This is a genomic window from Stenotrophomonas sp. 59, from assembly GCF_030291095.1.
GTDB lineage: Bacteria > Pseudomonadota > Gammaproteobacteria > Xanthomonadales > Xanthomonadaceae > Stenotrophomonas > Stenotrophomonas maltophilia_Q.
The window spans coordinates 1,002,292-1,020,050 of sequence record NZ_CP127408.1 but is presented as its reverse complement, the minus strand read 5'-3'; the positions used below and the strand labels follow the sequence as shown (position 1 = coordinate 1,020,050).

The 17,759-nt window shown below is 66.5% G+C and carries 7 protein-coding genes and 1 tRNA gene; 3 read left to right on the top strand and 5 right to left on the bottom strand.

Annotated features, from left to right (window positions below):
• Positions 1-8: 8 nt before the first annotated feature.
• The 4 genes from QP552_RS04555 to dnaX all read right to left on the bottom strand — a co-directional run bounded on the left by QP552_RS04555 (position 9) and on the right by dnaX (position 3,466).
• A complete protein-coding gene (locus QP552_RS04555; protein ID WP_106550295.1) occupies positions 9-368 on the bottom strand; it encodes a histidine triad nucleotide-binding protein in 360 nt (119 codons plus the stop codon).
• 67 nt (positions 369-435) lie between these two features.
• On the bottom strand, positions 436-1,035 hold the full coding sequence (gene recR / locus QP552_RS04550; protein ID WP_286075122.1) for a recombination mediator RecR: 600 nt from the start codon (positions 1,033-1,035) through the stop codon (positions 436-438).
• Between the two features lie 82 nt (positions 1,036-1,117).
• Positions 1,118-1,438 carry a YbaB/EbfC family nucleoid-associated protein gene (locus QP552_RS04545; protein ID WP_004154630.1) on the bottom strand — a complete coding sequence of 107 codons (321 nt, stop codon included), beginning with the start codon at positions 1,436-1,438 and terminating at the stop codon, positions 1,118-1,120.
• 6 nt (positions 1,439-1,444) lie between these two features.
• Positions 1,445-3,466: a DNA polymerase III subunit gamma/tau gene (gene dnaX, locus QP552_RS04540; protein WP_286075120.1), complete on the bottom strand. Its 2,022-nt coding sequence runs from the start codon at positions 3,464-3,466 to the stop codon at positions 1,445-1,447.
• A gap of 144 nt (positions 3,467-3,610) precedes the next feature.
• On the opposite strand from dnaX, the gene QP552_RS04535 reads away from it, so the two are divergent.
• The 3 genes from QP552_RS04535 (at position 3,611) to QP552_RS04525 (ending at position 6,475) form a co-directional block, all read left to right on the top strand.
• Positions 3,611-3,703 (top strand) — tRNA-Ser (locus QP552_RS04535).
• 1,146 nt (positions 3,704-4,849) lie between these two features.
• The gene (locus QP552_RS04530; protein ID WP_286075118.1) at positions 4,850-5,956 is read left to right on the top strand and encodes a DUF3667 domain-containing protein; all 1,107 of its coding nucleotides are present in this window, start codon (positions 4,850-4,852) and stop codon (positions 5,954-5,956) included.
• Positions 5,957-6,031: 75 nt separating this feature from the next.
• Positions 6,032-6,475: a GNAT family N-acetyltransferase gene (locus QP552_RS04525; RefSeq protein ID WP_286075117.1), complete on the top strand. Its 444-nt coding sequence runs from the start codon at positions 6,032-6,034 to the stop codon at positions 6,473-6,475.
• 57 nt (positions 6,476-6,532) lie between these two features.
• Here the strand turns inward: QP552_RS04525 and QP552_RS04520 are convergent, their stop codons facing one another.
• Positions 6,533-17,410 (bottom strand): autotransporter-associated beta strand repeat-containing protein, encoded by a 10,878-nt coding sequence (locus QP552_RS04520; protein WP_286075116.1) that lies wholly within the window; start codon positions 17,408-17,410, stop codon positions 6,533-6,535.
• Between the last annotated feature and the right edge of the window lie 349 nt (positions 17,411-17,759).

Sequence of the window (17,759 nt, the reverse complement as noted above, 5' to 3'; positions counted from 1 at the left end):
TAGGGGCTTCAACGCCCCGGCGTACCGAAATGCCCCAGCTGTGCACCCGCCAGCAGGTGCATGTGGATGTGGAACACGGTCTGCCCGGCATCCTCGCGGCAGTTCATCACGATGCGGTAGCCGTTCTGTGCGAATCCCTCGCGGCGCGCGTATTCGGCAGCGGCCAGCGCCAGCTTGCCGATCAGGTGTGCCTGCGAGGGCTGCAGGTCATCCAGGGTCGGGATGATCTCGTTCTTCGGAATGAACAGCACATGCACCGGCGCCTGCGGTGCGATGTCCTTGAAGCCCAGCACCTCGTCATCCTCGTAGACGATGGTGGCCGGGATCTCGCGACGGATGATCTTGCTGAAGAGGGTTTCAGTGCTCATGTTCGGCCTCGGCGGAAATGTCATCCGCATTGTAGGCCGGCCGCGCCGGGGGATGCCCGACCGGCGTTCAATCGCGGAATTCGCTGCGCGTTCCGAACGCGTGCGAGAGCGTGCCACGATCAACGTATTCGAGTTCACCGCCCAGTGGCAGGCCCTGCGCCAGGCGGCTCGGCTGCACCTTGCGCGCGCGCGCCAGCTGCGCCAGATAGTGCGCGGTGGCCTCGCCCTCGACGGTGGCACTGGTGGCGATGATCAGTTCCTGCACCTCGCCTCCGGCCAGGCGCTGCTCCAGCTGTTCCAGGCCCAGTTCGCGCGGGCCGATGCCATCGAGCGGCGACAGACGGCCCTGCAGCACGAAATAGACGCCGCGGAAACCGGTGGCGTTCTCGATGGCCAGGCGGTCGGCCGGCGATTCGACCACGCACAGCTGGCTGCGCTCGCGGCTGCTGTTGGCACAGGTCGGGCACAACTCGGATTCGCTGAAATCGCGGCACTGTGCGCAGTGGCCGATGCGCTCCACCGCCAATGCCAGTGTCTCGGCCAGATGCTGGCCACCTTCGCGCTCGCGTTCGAGCAGGTGGTAGGCCATGCGCTGCGCAGTCTTCTGGCCGACGCCAGGCAGCACCCGCAACGCGTCGATCAATTGTTCAAGCAGGGGTGCGGACACGGCGGAATGCTTTCATGGCGTCGAGCAGGCTCGACGGCTACAGGTTCTGTGGCACCCGCTTGCACGGGTGCCACGCTGAAAATCAGAACGGCAGCTTCATGCCCGGCGGCAGCTGCATGCCGGCAGTGGCCGAGCCCATCTTCGACTTCGACTCGGCATCGATCTTGTTCGAGGCGTCATTGAAGGCAGCGGCGATCAGGTCTTCCAGCATCTCCGGGTCGCTGGCCAGCGACGGGTCGATGCGCACCTTGCGGCATTCCTTGGCGCCGGTCAGGGTCACGCTGACCATGCCGCCACCGGCGCTGCCGGTCACTTCGATCTTGGCGATTTCTTCCTGGGCCTTCTGCAGGTTTTCCTGCATCTTCTGGGCCTGCTGCATCAATTGGGCGATGTTTCCGCGCATGGTGTCTTACTCGTCAAAAGAACGGATGGAATCGGAAACAACCCGGGCGCCGTGCTGTTGGATCAGCACCTGCACTTCCGGGTCGTCCATGAAAACGGCCTCTGCTTCCTGCTGCCGTTCGCCACGCTGGCGGTCGGCGCGCTGGTGCAGGGTCTCGGCCGGAACGTGTTCGGTTTCCACGGTCTCGACCACGATCTTCGGCGCCTGGCCCAGGGCCTTCTCCAGCATCTCGCCCAGGGCGGCCAGCGCGCGCTCCGAGCGCAGGTACTCAAATCCGGGCGAAAGGCCCAGTTTCAAGGTCCCGTGCTGGCAACTGATGAAGGCAGCGTTGGCGGCCAGCTGGCGCGACGGGCCGCTGAGGCCGCTGTTGGCGACCAGGTCCAGCCAGTCCTCGGCCGTGGCCAGGTCGCTGACGCCGTCCTGCGCCGCGGTATCACGCGCCGGGGCCGGCTCGGCCGGCGCGATGACAATACCTTCAGTGCGGAACGGGCGCTCGGGCGGGGCAGGTTCGCTGGGGGCCGCGACGGGAGCCGGCGGCTCGTGCCAGGGCGCGACCATGGCCGCCTCCGGGCCGGCCATCTCGGCCGCCAGTGCTGCGTCACGGGCCTCGGCTTCATCGGTGGCCCACGGCGGCAGATCGTCGCTCGTTTCTGCTTCAGCGGCCGGCGGCGGCGCCTCTGCTTCGGCCTTTACCGGCGGCGGCGACACGGGCTCTTCCACCGGAACCGGCTCGGGCTCCGGCGCCGGGTCAGGTTCGGGGTCAGGTTCGCGCGGCGCAGCCTGGGACGGCGCGGCCGCCTGCGTCGCCAGGGACGGGCCCGCCTGAGCGGCGGCAGCGGCCGGCGTCACTTCGTGGGTACCCGCGCCGCTGCCTCCACCGGCAACGTTGCCGCCTGCGGCGCCTTCAACCGACTTCGGCACCGGCGGTACCGCGGCAGCCGGGCGGAATGCCAGCATCCGCAGCACGGCCATCTCGAAGCCCGCGCGCGGGCTCGGCGCCAGCGGCAGGTCGCGGCGGCCATTCAAGGCCATCTGGTACCAGAGCTGCACCACTTCCGGGCGCAGGCGCTCGGCGAACGCGGTGGCATCCAGGCCTTCGGCAACGGCCGCACCCGGTACCAGCTGCTGCACCTGGATGCGGTGCAGGCCTTCGGCCAGCGCTTCCAGCACACCACTCCAGTCCGGCGAGAATTCGGCCAGCGCGGCCACCACCTGCAGCAGGCGCGGGCCATCGCCCTCGGCCAGTGCATCCAGCATCGCGGCCACCTGGGTGCGGTCGACGGTGCCCAGCATCGTGCGCACCACGTCCTCGCGCAGTGCGCCGCCGGCGTAGGCAATCGCCTGGTCCAGCAGCGAAAGGCCGTCACGCAGGCTGCCATCAGCGGCCTTGGCCAGCTGCACGATGGCGCTGCCGTCGGCCTCGATCTCTTCTGCCGCCAGGATGCGGGTCATCTGGCCCTGGATCTGGTCCTCATCCAGGCGCTTGAGGTTGAACTGCAGGCAGCGGCTGAGCACGGTGACCGGCAGCTTCTGCGGATCGGTGGTGGCCAGCAGGAACTTCACGTGCTCCGGCGGCTCTTCCAGCGTCTTCAGCAGCGCGTTGAACGCCGCCTTGGACAGCATGTGCACTTCGTCGATCAGGTAGACCTTGTACTTGCCACGCGAGGGCATGTACTGCGCGTTCTCGATCACCTCGCGCACGTCGTCCACGCCGGTGTTGGACGCGGCGTCGATTTCCAGCAGGTCGATGTAGCGGCCTGCGTCGATGTCCAGGCAGGCCGCGCACTGGCCGCAGGGATCGGCACTGGTGCCCTGCTCGCAGTTCAGCGACTTGGCGAAAATGCGCGCGATGGTGGTCTTGCCCACGCCGCGGGTACCGGTGAACAGGAACGCGTGGTGGACCCGGCCGCTGTCGAGCGCGTTGCTGAGCGCACGGACCACGTGTTCCTGGCCCACCAGCTCGGCAAAACGCTTCGGACGCCACTTGCGGGCAAGGACGAGATAGGACATCAGGCCACCGTTTTCCATCGGATGTTCCATTGTGCCATGCCTGTCCAGCCTCCTCGCCTCCGGCACGCCCTTCGCAGGTTCCTGGCCGGGGTGCTTGTGAAGTGCCGCGCAGCCCGCTAGAATCTGCGCCCCTGCTGAGGCGTTTGCCGATGGCAGGGATCCGGAGAGGTGTCCGAGTGGTTGAAGGAGCACGCCTGGAAAGTGTGTAAGCGTCTAAACCGCGCTTCGGGGGTTCGAATCCCCCTCTCTCCGCCAGATAAATGAAGAAGCCGCCCTCTGGGCGGCTTTTTTATTTGGCTGGCGGAGAGCATCGGGCGAGAGAAGCCCTGCCGGGGTTCGACGGTTCTGCAGGAGCAGAACCGGACCGCCGAAGGCGGGTCCCGGGGCGCAGCGCGCACCGGGATCGGGTGCATGGATGCACCCGACAATCCCCCTCTCTCCGCCAGATAACTGAAAAAGGCTGCCTGAAAGGGCAGCCTTTTTCAGTTATCTGGCGCGGGACGCGAAGTGCGCTGCGCGCGCTTCGCCCCAAACGTTGCTGCGCAACCTTTGGGCCCCTCCCTTTGCCTGCCTCTCCCCGCCCCTGTCGGGGCAGCCCTTCAACAGAGGGGCTTGTTCCTCCAGATACGTGGCATGCACCGATGCACGACCACCCGATGCGCCGGGATCGGGTGCATGGATGCCCCCGCTCACCAGTGATGGGTGAGGCTACGTCCCCAGGTATTCCGCCCACGACCTTGTTCCCAGAAGGCCCTTTGCGCGGATGACCTCCTGGTCTTGGCGCTGGACGTAGACGCTCGTTCCTCCGGGGCCATAGTTGTGCCCCGAAACCGCATGGTCGCTCATCACGAAAGGAGTCTTCAGCGGCAAACAGCCCCTGCAGTCGAGAATCACGGGCCAGTGCCTTCCAAAGATTCTGTCGGTCTCGTTGTTCCTATCCAACCGAACGCGCACCAGCTCCATACTGAAAGAAACCTCGCGGCTCCCAACAAGCGAAAGCAGAATGCAATCACCAGGGGAGAGCTTGGCCGGCCTGCCCGTAAGCGCATATGTCTGGTGTGTCACAACTTGAAGGATGGTGTCTTCACTGGTTCTGAGAATGATCATCTCGCCCCCCTTGCCCTCTCGCCAGTGTAGCGCTGCAATCCCAAATCCTGATCCGAATGTCCGGCGACTCAAGGAGTTGGGCTCGACTTAACAGCCTCCTCCTCTCTCCGGTCCTATCAGCGTAGCCCTGCAACAGTCGGGCTTGCTGCCCCAGATACGTCAATCTGATCCAAGGCGTGCGTGGATGCGCTAGATGACTTCCCACACCCGATATGGAACCCCCTGGACAAAACTGAACGAAACCTGAAAATTCGCTATCGTAGGCGCCTTCATCCGACGCTTGGCTCTCTGCCCATGAGCTCGACCGACAGCGCGCACGCCGCCTGCGAGAACTGCGACACCGCCCTGCATGGCCACTACTGCCATCGCTGCGGCCAATCCGCGCACAACCCGCTCAAGCATGTGGGCCATGCCATCGAGGAAGTGTTCGAATCCTTCTGGCACCTGGATGGGCGCATCTTCCGCACGCTGCGCGATCTGTGGGTCCCGGGCCGCATCGCGCTGAACTACCTCAAAGGCCGCCGGGTGGGGTACGTGCAGCCGCTGCGGCTGTTCGTCATCCTCACCCTGTTTACGTTCTTCATCGGCAAGCTGTTCGTCCACGTCGACGACATCAACATGGGCCGTGGTGAACCGCTGTACGCCAAGGCGTCCACGGTTGAACAGGTCGAAGCCGCCCGCGCGGAACAGCTGGCGATGATCGATCGCCAGCAGTCCAGCTCACCCGCCACCGGCAACGCCGGATTTGCCATGGCCAGGGCCGCAGTGAATGCCGCAGCCGCGCAGCGCAAGGCCGAACTCACTGGCACCGGCAAGCAGGCCGCCGCGACGGAGCACGGCACGTTCTTCAACCACACCGTCAACGGCAAGCCCTGGGATGCGGACACCAATCCCATCGTGGTTGCCGGCTGGCCGACGTTCGCCAACAACTGGCTCAACAAGCGCCTGCAGAACGGCAACACCAACATCCAGCGCATGGGCGGCAAGACCGACCTGTACATGCAGGCGATCCTGACCGCCCTGCCCGGCGCCCTGTTCTTCCTGATGCCGGTGTTCGCGCTGGTGCTGCGCATCGCCTACATCCCGCGGCCGATGGGCTATCTGGAACACCTGGTGGTCGCGCTGTACAGCCATTGCTGGCTGATGATGGTGCTCCTGGCCACGTTCCTCATCGCCGGCATCAGCGGCGCGCTCGCATCCCCCGCATTCGGCGCCGTCAGCCAATGGCTGTATGCACTGCTGTGGCTGGCGGTCCCGGTCTATCTGCTGTGGATGCAGCAGCGCGTGTATGGCGGCAACAAGGCGTTGACCGTGCTGCGCTACCTGGCCATCGGCGGCGTCTACCTGTTCCTGGTCAGCTTCGTGGTGATGTATGCGGTGCTGGCGGGAATCTCGGCCTGAGCGAAGCACGCACGGTATCCGGCCCATGAATCCACGCATGGCGTGGATCTACTGACGATCGTCTATTGTGGGCACATGACACTCCGCCTCTACCGCCACACGGATGCCAGCGCCTGTCTGTCGATCTTCGACAGCAACGTACCCACCTACTTCGCGCCCGAAGAGCGCAGCGATTTCGAACGCTTCCTGCATGAGCAGGCCACGGACTGCGCGTTCCAGGTCATCGAGCGCGACGGCAGCATCATTGCCTGCGGCGGGCTCTCGCGCCGCGACGATGGCAGCGCCGGCTTCTGCTGGGGCATGGTCGAGCGCGCGCTGCACCGGCAGGGGATCGGCCGCGAACTGACGGTGGCACGACTGCAGCAGGCCGAACGTGATGCCTCGATTGCGCGCATCACGCTCAGCACCAGCCAGCACACCCAAGGGTTCTACGCCGGCCTCGGCTTCCAGGTGACACGGGTGGTACCCGATGGCCACGGCGCCGGGATCGACGCCGTGGAGATGGAGCGGAGGGTGTAGTCCTCCGCCCCGGCCCGGATCCACGCCGCGCGTGGATCCCTTGCTGCCCTGCTCCCCTCAGAAGCCCACGCGCAGGTTGATCTGCCCGCCGACATCGCGGCGACCATCGCCGTGCTGGCCCTGCACGAACATCGACAGCTGGCTGTTGCGACCCAGGCCCACCGCCACGCCGAGCTGGCTGACCAGCGCGTTGCGCGCCATCACCGCGCTGTAGACATCGAACGCGTTGCCACCAACGGCGAAGCGGTTGCGGCTGGCCACATCGGTATCACCCGATGCGTGCTGCCAACCCAGGCCCACCGTCAGCTGCGCCGGGAAGCGCTCGCCGCTGCCCACGTCCCAACGGCCACGCACGCCCACGGTGCTGACATTGAGCGTGTCCTTGCCGCCTTCCAGCACCAGCGCGGCCGTTCCGCCCTGCTCCACCGCACGATCGCTGTCGACCCAGTGCTTGGTGAACTGCACATACGGCTGCAGTTGGGTCTTGCCATGGGTCCAGGTCCAGCTGCCCTCCACCTGCGCGATGGTCACATCCGAATCCTGGCGGCTGTACAGGGTCTGCCCCAGCAGCGGTACCTCACGCGTGGTGCGTGTGCGGTAATCACCGCGCGACACGCTGCCACCCACCGCAAAGCCGTTGTTCCACTGGCCCTGCGCATACAGGCCGAACGTGTTGCCACGCAGGCGGGCCCGCGAGCTGCGATCGTAGAGGCGGGTATCCAGCCGCTCGTTGCCAGCGGCCGCACCCAGCACCACATGCTCGCCCAGCTGCCAGTCCACGCCCGCCATCAGTGCATTGCGGTTGGAGCGGATGTCGTCGCCGTTACCATCGCCATCCTGCTTGAACACCTTGCCGCTGCCGGCCAGCCAGGCCGAGGCACGCTCGCCACGCACGGTCGGCAGCTCGCTGCCCAGGCGCTGGCGGATGCCCTCTTCCAGGTAGTTGTCATACAGCAACACCGCACGGCTGGCCGCATGCACCTCACCGGACAACTGGTCGAACGCCGCGCGCGCGGTACCTGCGTCATACATCAGCACCGTGTTGTACAGGCCCAGTGCCGAACCACTCTGCGGCAGGCTGTCCAGCGCTGCAGCGGTGTTGAACTGGTTGCGCGTCTTCGCCGCCGTGGTGAATGCCGCGGTCTGTGCCACATCGATCTGCAGGTTGGCCGTGTTCGCGGTGTAGACCGGGGTGATGGTCAGGAAGGCCGACGGCGAGGTCGCCGAAGCGAACTGCCCACTGACGCCACCACCCGCGTTGATCACGGTGTACTGCTGCCCCTGCTGGTAGCTGGTGCTCGGCGAAATGGTGTTCACCTGCACCGTGCTGCCGCCCACATTCGCGCTGCCGCCCACCTGTACCGTATCGCTGCCGGTGGCGCCCAGGTCGATGCCCAGCGTGCTGCCCGGCGACAGATTCAGGTTGCCGCCCACCGTGATCGTGCCGGTACCGTTGCCCGCGCCACTGCCGTTGCCGGGACCATTGCCCGGCGACAACACACCACCGCTGGACACCGTCACGCCGCCGCCGGTGCCACCGATGGTGCCGGTGCCGGACAGCGTGGTACCGCTGCCGATGGTCCACTGGCCACCGATGGTGCCGGTGACATTCAGGCCCCCGCCGGTGACCTGGCCGGTGCCGCTGAAGCCACCGCTGTTACCGCCCAGGTTCAGGCCACCCGGGCCGGCCTGCACGATGCTGCCACCACCGCTGATGGTGCCGCCCAGCGTGGTGGTACCGCCGGTGTTGATGACCAGGCCACCGTTGTTGGTGATGTTGCCGGTGATCGATCCGCTGGCACCACCGTTGCCGACCTGCACGGTACCGCCGGCATTGATGGTGGTGCCGCCGGTGTAGGTGTTGTTGCCGGTCAGGGTGACCGTTCCGGTGCCGGCCTGGGTCAGGCCGCCGCTGCCGCTGATGGTGCCGCCGACGGTGGTGTTGCCACCGACGTTGAACACCAGGCTGCCATTGTTGCTGACGTTGCCAGTGATGGCACCGCTGGCGCCGCCATTGCCGACCTGCAGCGTGCCACCGGTGTTGATGGTGGTGCCACCGGTATAGGTGTTGTTGCCGCCCAGGATCAACGTGCCGCTGCCGGCCTGGGTCAGGCCACCGCTGCCGCTGATGGTTCCACCCAGCGTGGTGTTGCCGCCCACGTTGAACACCAGGCTGCCATTGTTGGTGACGTTGCCGCCGATCGCGCCGGTCAGACCACCGTTGCCGACCTGCAGCGTGCCGCCTGCATTGATCGTGGTCGGCCCGGTGTAGGTGTTGTTGCCGGTCACGGTGAGCGTGCCGCTGCCAGCCTGGGTCAGGCCGCCGCTGCCGCTGATGGTTCCACCCAGCGTGGTGTTGCCGGCCACGTTGGAGACCAGCGTACCGTTGTTGGTGATGTCGCCGGTGATCGAACCGGTCGCGCCACCGTTGCCCAGCTGCAGCGTACCGCCGGTGTTGATGGTGGTGCCGCCGCTGTAGGTGTTGGTGCCGGTCAGGACCAGCGTGCCGCTGCCAGCCTGGGTCAGGCCGCCGCTGCCGCTGATGGTGCCGCCCAGCAGGGTATTGCCCGCAACGTTGGAGATCAGCGCACCGTTGTTGGTGATGTCGCCGGCGAGGGAGCCGGTCGCGCCGCCATTGCCGACCTGCAGCGTGCCGCCGCTGTTGATGGTGGTGCCGCCGGTGTAGGTGTTGTTGCCGACCAGGGTCAGCACGCCGGCACCGGCCTGGGTCAGCGCGCCGGTGCCACTGATGGCGCCACCGACCGTGGTGTTGCCGGCCACGTCGAACACCAGGCTGCCGTTGTTGGCGACGTTGCCGGTGATCGCACCGGTCGCACCACCATTGCCCACCTGCAGCGTGCCACCGGCATTGATCGTGGTGCCGCCGGTATAGGTGTTGTTGCCGGTCAGGGTCAGCGTGCCCGCGCCGGCCTGGGTCAGGCCACCGCTGCCGCTGATGGTGCCGCCCAGCGTGGTGTTGCCGGCCACGTTGGAGACCAGCGCGCCATTGTTGGTGATGTCACCGACGATCGCACCGGTCGCACCGCCATTGCCCACCTGCAGCGTGCCGCCGGCATTGATGGTGGTCCCACCGGTGTAGGTGTTGTTGCCGGTCAGCACCAGCGTGCCGCTGCCGGCCTGGGTCAGGCCACCACTGCCACTGACCACGGCGCCCACGGTTGCCGTGGTACCAAGGTTGTAGACCAGGCTGCCGTTGTTGGTGATGTCGCCCAGCACCGAACCGGTGCTGCCGCCGCTGCCGATCTGCAGCGTGCTGCCACCGTTGATGGTGGTACCCCCGGTGTAGGTGTTGTCGCCGCTCAGGGTCAGCGCTCCGGTACCGCTCTGCACCAGGCCGCCGGTACCACCGAGGACGCCGGCAAACGTGGTGCTGGCGTTGTTGCCGCCGGTGGTCAGCGTTGCACCGCCCAGCGCCACCGTGCTGCCGGCAACACCGGCCAGGCCGCCGATGCTCTGGTTGCCACCGGCACTGATGTCCAGCGTGCTGGTGCCGGCCAGGTTCACCGTGCTGGCGCCAGACAGGCTGCCGCCCGCGCCCACCGCCAGCGTGCCGCTGTTGATGGTGGTGGTGCCGGTGTAGCTGCTGGCGCCGCCGAGGGTAACCGTCGCCGCGCCATCCTTCAGCAGGCCGCCGGCACCGCTGATCGGTCCATTCAAGGTCAACGCGTTGCTGCCGGCCAGGGTCAGCGTACCGCCGGCCAGCTGCACGCTGTTGGCCAGGGCCAGCGCGCTGGTGCCGTCCAGGCTGGCATTGCCGCCCACGGTCAGCGCGCCGGTTCCCAGCGCATTGTTGTTGCCCAGGGCGAGGCCGCCGGCGTTGAGTGCCACGCCGCCGCTGAAGGTATTGTTGCCGCTCAGGGTCTGTATGCCTGCGCCGTTCTTCACCAGGCCACCGGTGCCGGTGATGTCACCGGCGAACGTGCTGTTACCCACGCCATTGAGCGTCAGCGTGCTGCCGCCCAGCGCCACTGCCGAACCCGCCACGCCGGCCAGCGAGCCGATGGCCTGCGCGCCCCCCGCACTGATGTCGAAGGCGGTACCGGCGTTGGCCAGGTTCACCGCACCGGTCGCAGCCAGGCTGCCACCGGCGCCGATCGCCAGCGTGCCGGCGTTGATGGTGGTACCACCGGTGAAGGTGTTGGTGCCGGTCAAGGTCTGGGTACCCGATCCTTCCTTGATCAGGCCACCGGCGCCAGCCACCGAACCACTGAACGTGCCATTGGTGGCGTCTCCGATCGTCAGCGTGTTGGCGCCCAGGTTCACCGTACCGTTGCCGACCAGGGTACCGAACTGCTGCGTGCCGCTGCCCGCCGACAGATCGAAGGTCGCCCCCGAGGCCAGGTTGACGATGCCACTGGCGTGCAGGCTCGCGCCCGCGCCCAGTGCCAACGTACCGGCGTTGATGATCGTGCCGCCGGTGTAGGTATTGGTGCCGTTCAAGGTCAGCGTGGCTGCCCCCTCCTTGGTCAGGCTGCCGGTGCCGCTCAGGCTGCCATTGAGGGTGAGGTTGTTGCTGCCCAGCACGGTCAACGCGTTGTTGAGGACGAAGTTGTTGGCGAGGATGACCGCAGTATTCGAATCGAGCGTGGCAGCGCCTCCGACCGTCACCGTACCGGTGCCCAGCGCAGCATTGTTGCCGACCACCAGGCCACCGGCGTTGAGCGCCACGCCGCCGCTGAAGGTGTTGACGCCATTGAGCGTCTGCACGCCCGCGCCGTTCTTGACCAGGCCGCCACTGCCGCCGATCACACCGTTGAAGGTGCTGTCCACCGTGCCGCCCAGGGTCAGCGTGCTGCCGCCCAGCGCCACCGTGCTGCCGGCCACGCCGGCCAGCGAACCGATGGTCTGGTTGCCCGCGGAGATGTCGAGCGTACCGGTGCCGGCCAGGTTCACCGCGCCGGTTGCGGCGAGGCTGCCACCGGCACCGATCGCCAGCGTGCCGCTGTTGATGGTGGTACCACCGGTGTAGGTGTTGGCACCGCTCAGGGTTACCGTGGCCGCACCGTCCTTGATCAACCCGCCTGTACCCGAGATCACACCGCCCAGTGCCAGCGACTGGCTGCCGAGCAGATCAAGATTGGCACCCGCTGCCAGGCTGATGTTGTTGGCCAGGCTGGCACCGGTCGATGCATCCAGCGTTGCGTTGCTTCCGACCGTCAACGCACCGCTGCCGAGCGCAGCGTTGTTGCCGACCACCAGGCCACCGCCGTTGAGTGCAACGCCACCGCTGAACAGATTGGCGCCGCCCAGCGAGAGGATGCCGGCGCCATTCTTGACCAGGCCACCGGTACCGGAAATCGCGCCATCGAAGAGGCTGTTGCCAACGCCACCGAGTGTCAGCGTCTGTGCCCCCAGGCTCACCGTCGAGCCCGCCACGCCATTCAACGACCCGATGGTCTGGCCGGCCCCTGCGGTGGAGATATCGAAGCCGGTGCCGGCAGCGCCCAGCGTCACAGCGCCGGTGGCGGCCAGGCTGCCGCCCGGACCAATCGCCAGCGTGCCGGCATTGATGAAGGTACCTCCGGTGTAGGTATTGGCACCGGTCAGTGTCTCGATGCCCGCACCGACCTTGGTCAGGCCACCCGTGCCTGCGATCGAGCCACTGAAGGTGCCATTGGTGGCGCCGCCGACCTCGATCGAGTTGGCACCGAGGTTCACCGTACCGTTGCCGACCAGCGTGCCGAACTGCTGCGTGCCACTGCCTGCAGAAAGATCCAGCGTGGCGCCGGTGGCGAGGTTCACGGTACCGCTCGCCGCCAGGCTCGCACCGGCCCCCAGCGCCAGCGTGCCGGCGTTGATGTTGGTGCCACCGGTGTAGGTGTTGATGCCGTTCAGGGTCAGCGTCGCACCGCCATTCTTGGTCAGGCTGCCGGTACCGGAAAGGACACCGTTGAGCGTCAGCGCGTTGCTGCCGAGCACGGTCAGCCCGGCGTTGAGCGCGATGTTGTTGGCAAGCGTTGCCAGGCCGGTGGTATCCAGCGTTGCGGCACCACCGACGGTCAACGCACCGGCGCCCAGCGCCGCGTCATTGCCGAGTACCAGCCCACCTGCGTTGAGTGTCACGCCACCGCCAAACGTGTTGGCGCCGGACAACGTCTGTACGCCCGCGCCCACCTTGATCAGACCGCCACCGCCACTGATCACGCCGTCGAAGACGGCATTGCCGGCCGTGCCGAAGGTCAACGAATTGCCGCCCAGAGCCAGCGTGCTTCCGCCCGCACCGTTGAGCGCGCCGATGGTCTGGCTGCTGCCGGCACCGGAGATATCGAAGCCAGCGCCCGCGCCCAGCGTGACATCACCCGCCGCAGCCAGGCTGCCGCCCGTGCCCAGCGCCAGCGTACCGGCGTTGATGGTGGTACCGCCGGAGTAGGTATTGGCACCGGACAGCGTCAGCGTGGTAGCACCGTTCTTGATCAGGCTGCCGTTGCCGCCGACCACGCCCGACAGCGTCAGCGCATTGCTGCCCGGCAACGTCAGTGCAACGCCCGAGCCCAGCGTGACCGCATTGCCCAGCGTCACCGCAGCGCCCGCATCCAGGCTGGTGCTGGCATTCACCGCCAGCGTGCCGGTACCCAGCGCATCATTCGCGCCGACCACCAGGCCTCCCCCGTTCAAGGTCAGGCCGCCGCCGAAGGTATTGGTGTTGTTGAGGGTCAGCAGGCCGGCACCATTCTTGATCAGGCTGCCATTGCCGGCTACCAGGCCACCGAGGGTGACATCAGTGCTGCCACCCAGCGTCAGCTGGGTACCGGCACCGAAGTTCACCGCGTTGGCCAGGTTCAGGGCCACGGTGCTGTCCAGCGTGGTGCCGCCGCCGATGCCCAGTGCCCCCGAGCCGAGTGCGCTGGCATTGCCGAGAATCAGGCCACCTGCATTGAGCGCAAGGCCACCACTGAAGGTATTGGCGCCGGACAGCGTCTGCACGCCTGCGCCAGTCTTGATCAGGCCACCGGTGCCACCGATCACGCCGGCAAAGCTGCCGTTGCTGGCGCCGCCAAAGGTGAGCGACTGCGCGCCCAGCGCCAGCTGGCTGCCTGCCACGCCGTTCAACGCGCCGATGGTCTGTGCCGTGCCCGCTGCAGAGATGTCCAGCGTCGCGCCCGCACCGGCAAGATTCACCGCACCGGCCGTGGCAAGACTGCCGCCCGCCCCCAGCGCCAATGTACCGTCGTTGATGGTGGTGCCACCGGTGTAGACGTTGGCACCGGACAGGGTGAGACGAGCCGCGCCGTCCTTGATCAGCCCACCCGCACCGAATACCGGGCCGGTGAGTGTCAGGTCATTGCTGCCCAGCACGGAAAGATTGGCACCGGCAGCGAGGCCGATGTTGTTGCTTATGGTGAGTGCCGAGGTTGCATCCAGCGAAGCGCTACCGCCCACGTCCAGCTGGCCGGTACCCAGCGCCTGCGCATTGCCCAGCTGCAGCACGCCCGCGTTGAGGCCAACACCCCCACTGAAGGTATTGGGCCCATTCAACGCCAGCGTCGCCGCACCGTTCTTGACCAGACCGCCGGTGCCGCTGATGACACCGCCCAGCGACACGTTCTGGCTGCCCAGCAGGTTCAGAACGGCACTGGTCCCGAGGTTGACGTTGTTGGCCAGGTTCAGGGCAGCCGAACTATCCAGCGTGGTGTTGGCTCCCACCGACAATGCACCGGTGCCCAGCGCGCCGGCATTGCCCAGCAGCACGCCGCCGCCGTTGACGGTCAGCCCGCCACCGAAGGTATTTGCGCCGTTGAGGGTCAACAAGCTGGCACCGTTCTTCACCAGGCCACCTGCGCCGGAAACCACGCCGCCCAGGGTGATGGCCTGTGTGCCCGGCAGCGTCAGCAGCGCACCACCACCGAGCGCGACATCATTGGCCAGGCTCAGGGGGGCACTGCCGTCCAGCGAAGCACTCCCGCCGACGCTGAGCGCCCCGGTACCCAGCGCACCGTTGTTGCCCAGCAGCAGACTTCCGGCGTTTGCGCTCAGTCCACCACTGAAGGTGTTGGTGCCGTTCAAGGTCAACGTCGACGCACCGTTCTTGACCAGGCTGCCGGTGCCGGAGATGTTGCCGGCCAGGGTCAGGTTCTGGCTGCCCGGCAGGGTCAATGCCGCGCCAAGGTTGATCGCGTTGCCCAGATTGAGTGCTGCAGTGGTGTCCAGCGAACCGTTGCCACTGACCGTCAGCGCACCGCTTCCCAGCGCACCGGCGTTGCCCAGCACCAGGCCGCCGGCCGCAAGATTCAACCCACCGCTGAAGGTGTTGGCGCCGGTCAGCGTCTGCACGCCACTGCCCTGCTTGACCAGGCCACCGGTGCCGCCGATCACGCCGGCAAAGGTCTGGTTGGTGGCATCACCGAAGGTGAGCGTGCTGCTGCCCAACGTCACCGTGCTGCCGGCGATGCCGGACAGTGCACCGATGGTCTGGTTGCCGCCCAGCGAGATGTCCAGGTCAGCGCCCACGCCGGCCAGGCTGACCGCACCGCCGGCAGCCAGGCTGCCGCCACTGCCCACCGCGACCTTGCCGGCATTGATCGCCAAGCCGCCGGTGAAGGTGTTCGCACCACCCAGCGTCAGCGTGGCAGCGCCGTTCTTGACCAGGCTGCCGGTCCCGCCAATGACACCCCCCAGCGTCAGCGCGTTCGAGCCCAGCACATTGAGCGAACCGCCGGCGCCCAGTGTGATGCCATTGCCCACGGTGAGCCCGGTGCTGGCGTCGAGCGATACCGCGCCGCCGACGTTCAGTGCGCCGGTTCCCAGGGCACCGCCATTGCCCAGCACCAGGCTGCCGGCGTTGAGCGCCAGACCGCCGCCAAACGTATTGGCGCCGTTGAGGGTCAGGGTTGCCGCGCCATTCTTGATCAGGCCGCCAGCGCCACCGATCACGCCGTTGAAGGTGAGCGCCTGGTTGCCCAGCAGATTCAGGCTGGCCCCGGCCCCGAGGTTGACGGCATTGGTCAACGCCAACCCGGTCGTGCCATCCAGCGTGGCATTGCCGCCGACGGACAGCGTGCCGCTGCCCAACGCTGCCGCATTGCCCAGCAACAAGCCGCCGGCGTTGAGCGCAACACCGCCGCTGAGGTTGTTGACGCCCGACAGGGTCTGCACGCCGGTACCGAGCTTGATCAGGCCACCGGTGCCTGCGGCGAACGTGCCGCTGTAGCTGGTATTGCCCAGCCCGCCCAGGGTCAGCGTGTGGCTGCCGAGATTGACCGAACCGCCGAGACCGGCCAGCGAGCCGATGGTCTGGTTGGCCGCTGCCGTCAGGTCCAGCGTGGTGCCAACGCTCAGCGTCATCGCACCCGTGGGTGACAGGCTGCCGCCCGCGCCGAGCGCGAGCGAGCCCCCGGCAAGGCTGAAGTTGCCGGTCAGCAAGTTGGCACCGTTCAAGGTAAGGGTGCTGGCACCATTCTTGACCAGGTTGCCGGCACCGGAAATCGCGCCGTTCCATGACAACGGATTGTTGCCCAGCAGGTTCAGCGTGCCGCCGCCGTTGACCACGAGGTTGTTGGCCAGGGTGAAATTGGCCGTCGTATCCAGCGAGGCGCTGCCACCGACGGTCAGGTTGCCGCTGCCGAGTGCACCGGCATTGCCCAGCAGCAGGCCGCCGGCATTGAGGTTGACGCCACCGGAGAACAGGTTTGCGCCGCTGAGAGTGACGATGCCGGTGTTGTTGACCGTCAGCCCACCAGCGCCTGAAAGCACTCCGCCCAGACCAAACGCATTGGTTCCCGACAGCTGCAGGCTTCCAGCCAGACCGAAGTTGTTGCCCAGCGTGAGGCCTGCGCTGCTGGCCGCAATCGCACCCCCATTGACGGTGAACAGACCGCTGCCGAACGCGAGGTTGTTGTTGAAGTTGACCAGGCCGTCATTGAGTGTCGCGGCACCACCCCAGCTACCCAGCAGATTCCACGTACCGCTGTTGATGGTCAGCCTCTGGAAGTTGAGGTACTGGTTCCAGTTCACCGAAGTCGGCGCCCCGCCGGTACCGGCCCCGGGCCCAACCAAACTGTTCTGCAGCACCAGCGTGTTGTTGGCCGCACCAGCACCGACACCAGCGTTGACCGTACCGGCCGCTGCCAGCGAGACCGAGATGCCGCCCAGCACATCGACCCCCGCCGACGCTCCGGCCCCAATTGCTACATTGGACCCGGATACGGCGGTAAAGGTATTCCCCAGCGTCGAATCGCCGAGGTAGACGCTGCCGGTAATCGTGCCGCTGTTGGTCACCGAATTGCCTGCCGCCGATCCGGCGAGACCGACCCGCCCGGTAATCCCACCGGTATTGCTCAGAACCGTTCGCGCGCCGCCGTAACTGACGATGGCCGGCGCGTCGGCCGTACCGAGTCCGCCCAGCAGGAAGTTCATGTTGACGGTGCCGGCGTTGTTGATCGTGGTGACGCCACTAGCGCCATTCTGCACAGACAGCGCTCGTCCACTCGCACCCAGCAGGGAGCCGATATCGATGAAACCCTGCAGTGTGCCGGTCGAGGTGTTGTCGACGGTGATCGTCTGGCCACTTGCATTGCCCAGCACCGCGCCGGAGGCGGCAAAAATGCCTACGCTGGTACCGATCGTGCCGTTGTTGGTGAGCTGGATGCCGTTACCGCTCAACGTCATCGAGTTGCCCAGGCCGGCAGTGCTTCCTACATTCGCGCCGGCCGCCACGGTTACATTGACACCATTGGTGGCGTCCGCGAAGTTGTTGGTGGTTCCCGTGCAGTTGATTGTCGGGCCCGGTGTCGAGCAGGCCGCGAACGCCGAACCACTGGCCAGCGTGGCGGCCAATGCGACCGCCAGCTGATGCGCCCGCAATCGCGGCACCCGCGCCGTGCAGACCGCACTTCCGCCGGGATTCTGGGCGACCTCCGAAGCAACCTGCATTACGCCGAGGGCGCGATTGAAAACCAGACGGTAAATGCGGTTCATCGGTAAATCTCCATGAAAAGACCGGATGGCACAGCGGGCAGGTTTTTTTTGAAGACGATGCCGCCCGTCCCTGCTCCTTCATGGGAACAAGGCCTACGACATTTACTTCGGAAAATCTTCACATCTTCACGCGATCGCGCACGGAAGAGCGGCGCGCCGGCGTATTCGCCAGGGCGAAAACTCCCCGGTTTCGCTTGACGAATGGCGGCACTGTGCGACTGATGCCGACAGTGCCGCGTGAATCACCCAGATAATTTTTATGACGTACGTCAAATAAAACAGGTGAATAAATCTACTTTGCCGAAAATGCGCATCGCATATTCACGGCAAACCGGGCCGGGCGCAGATA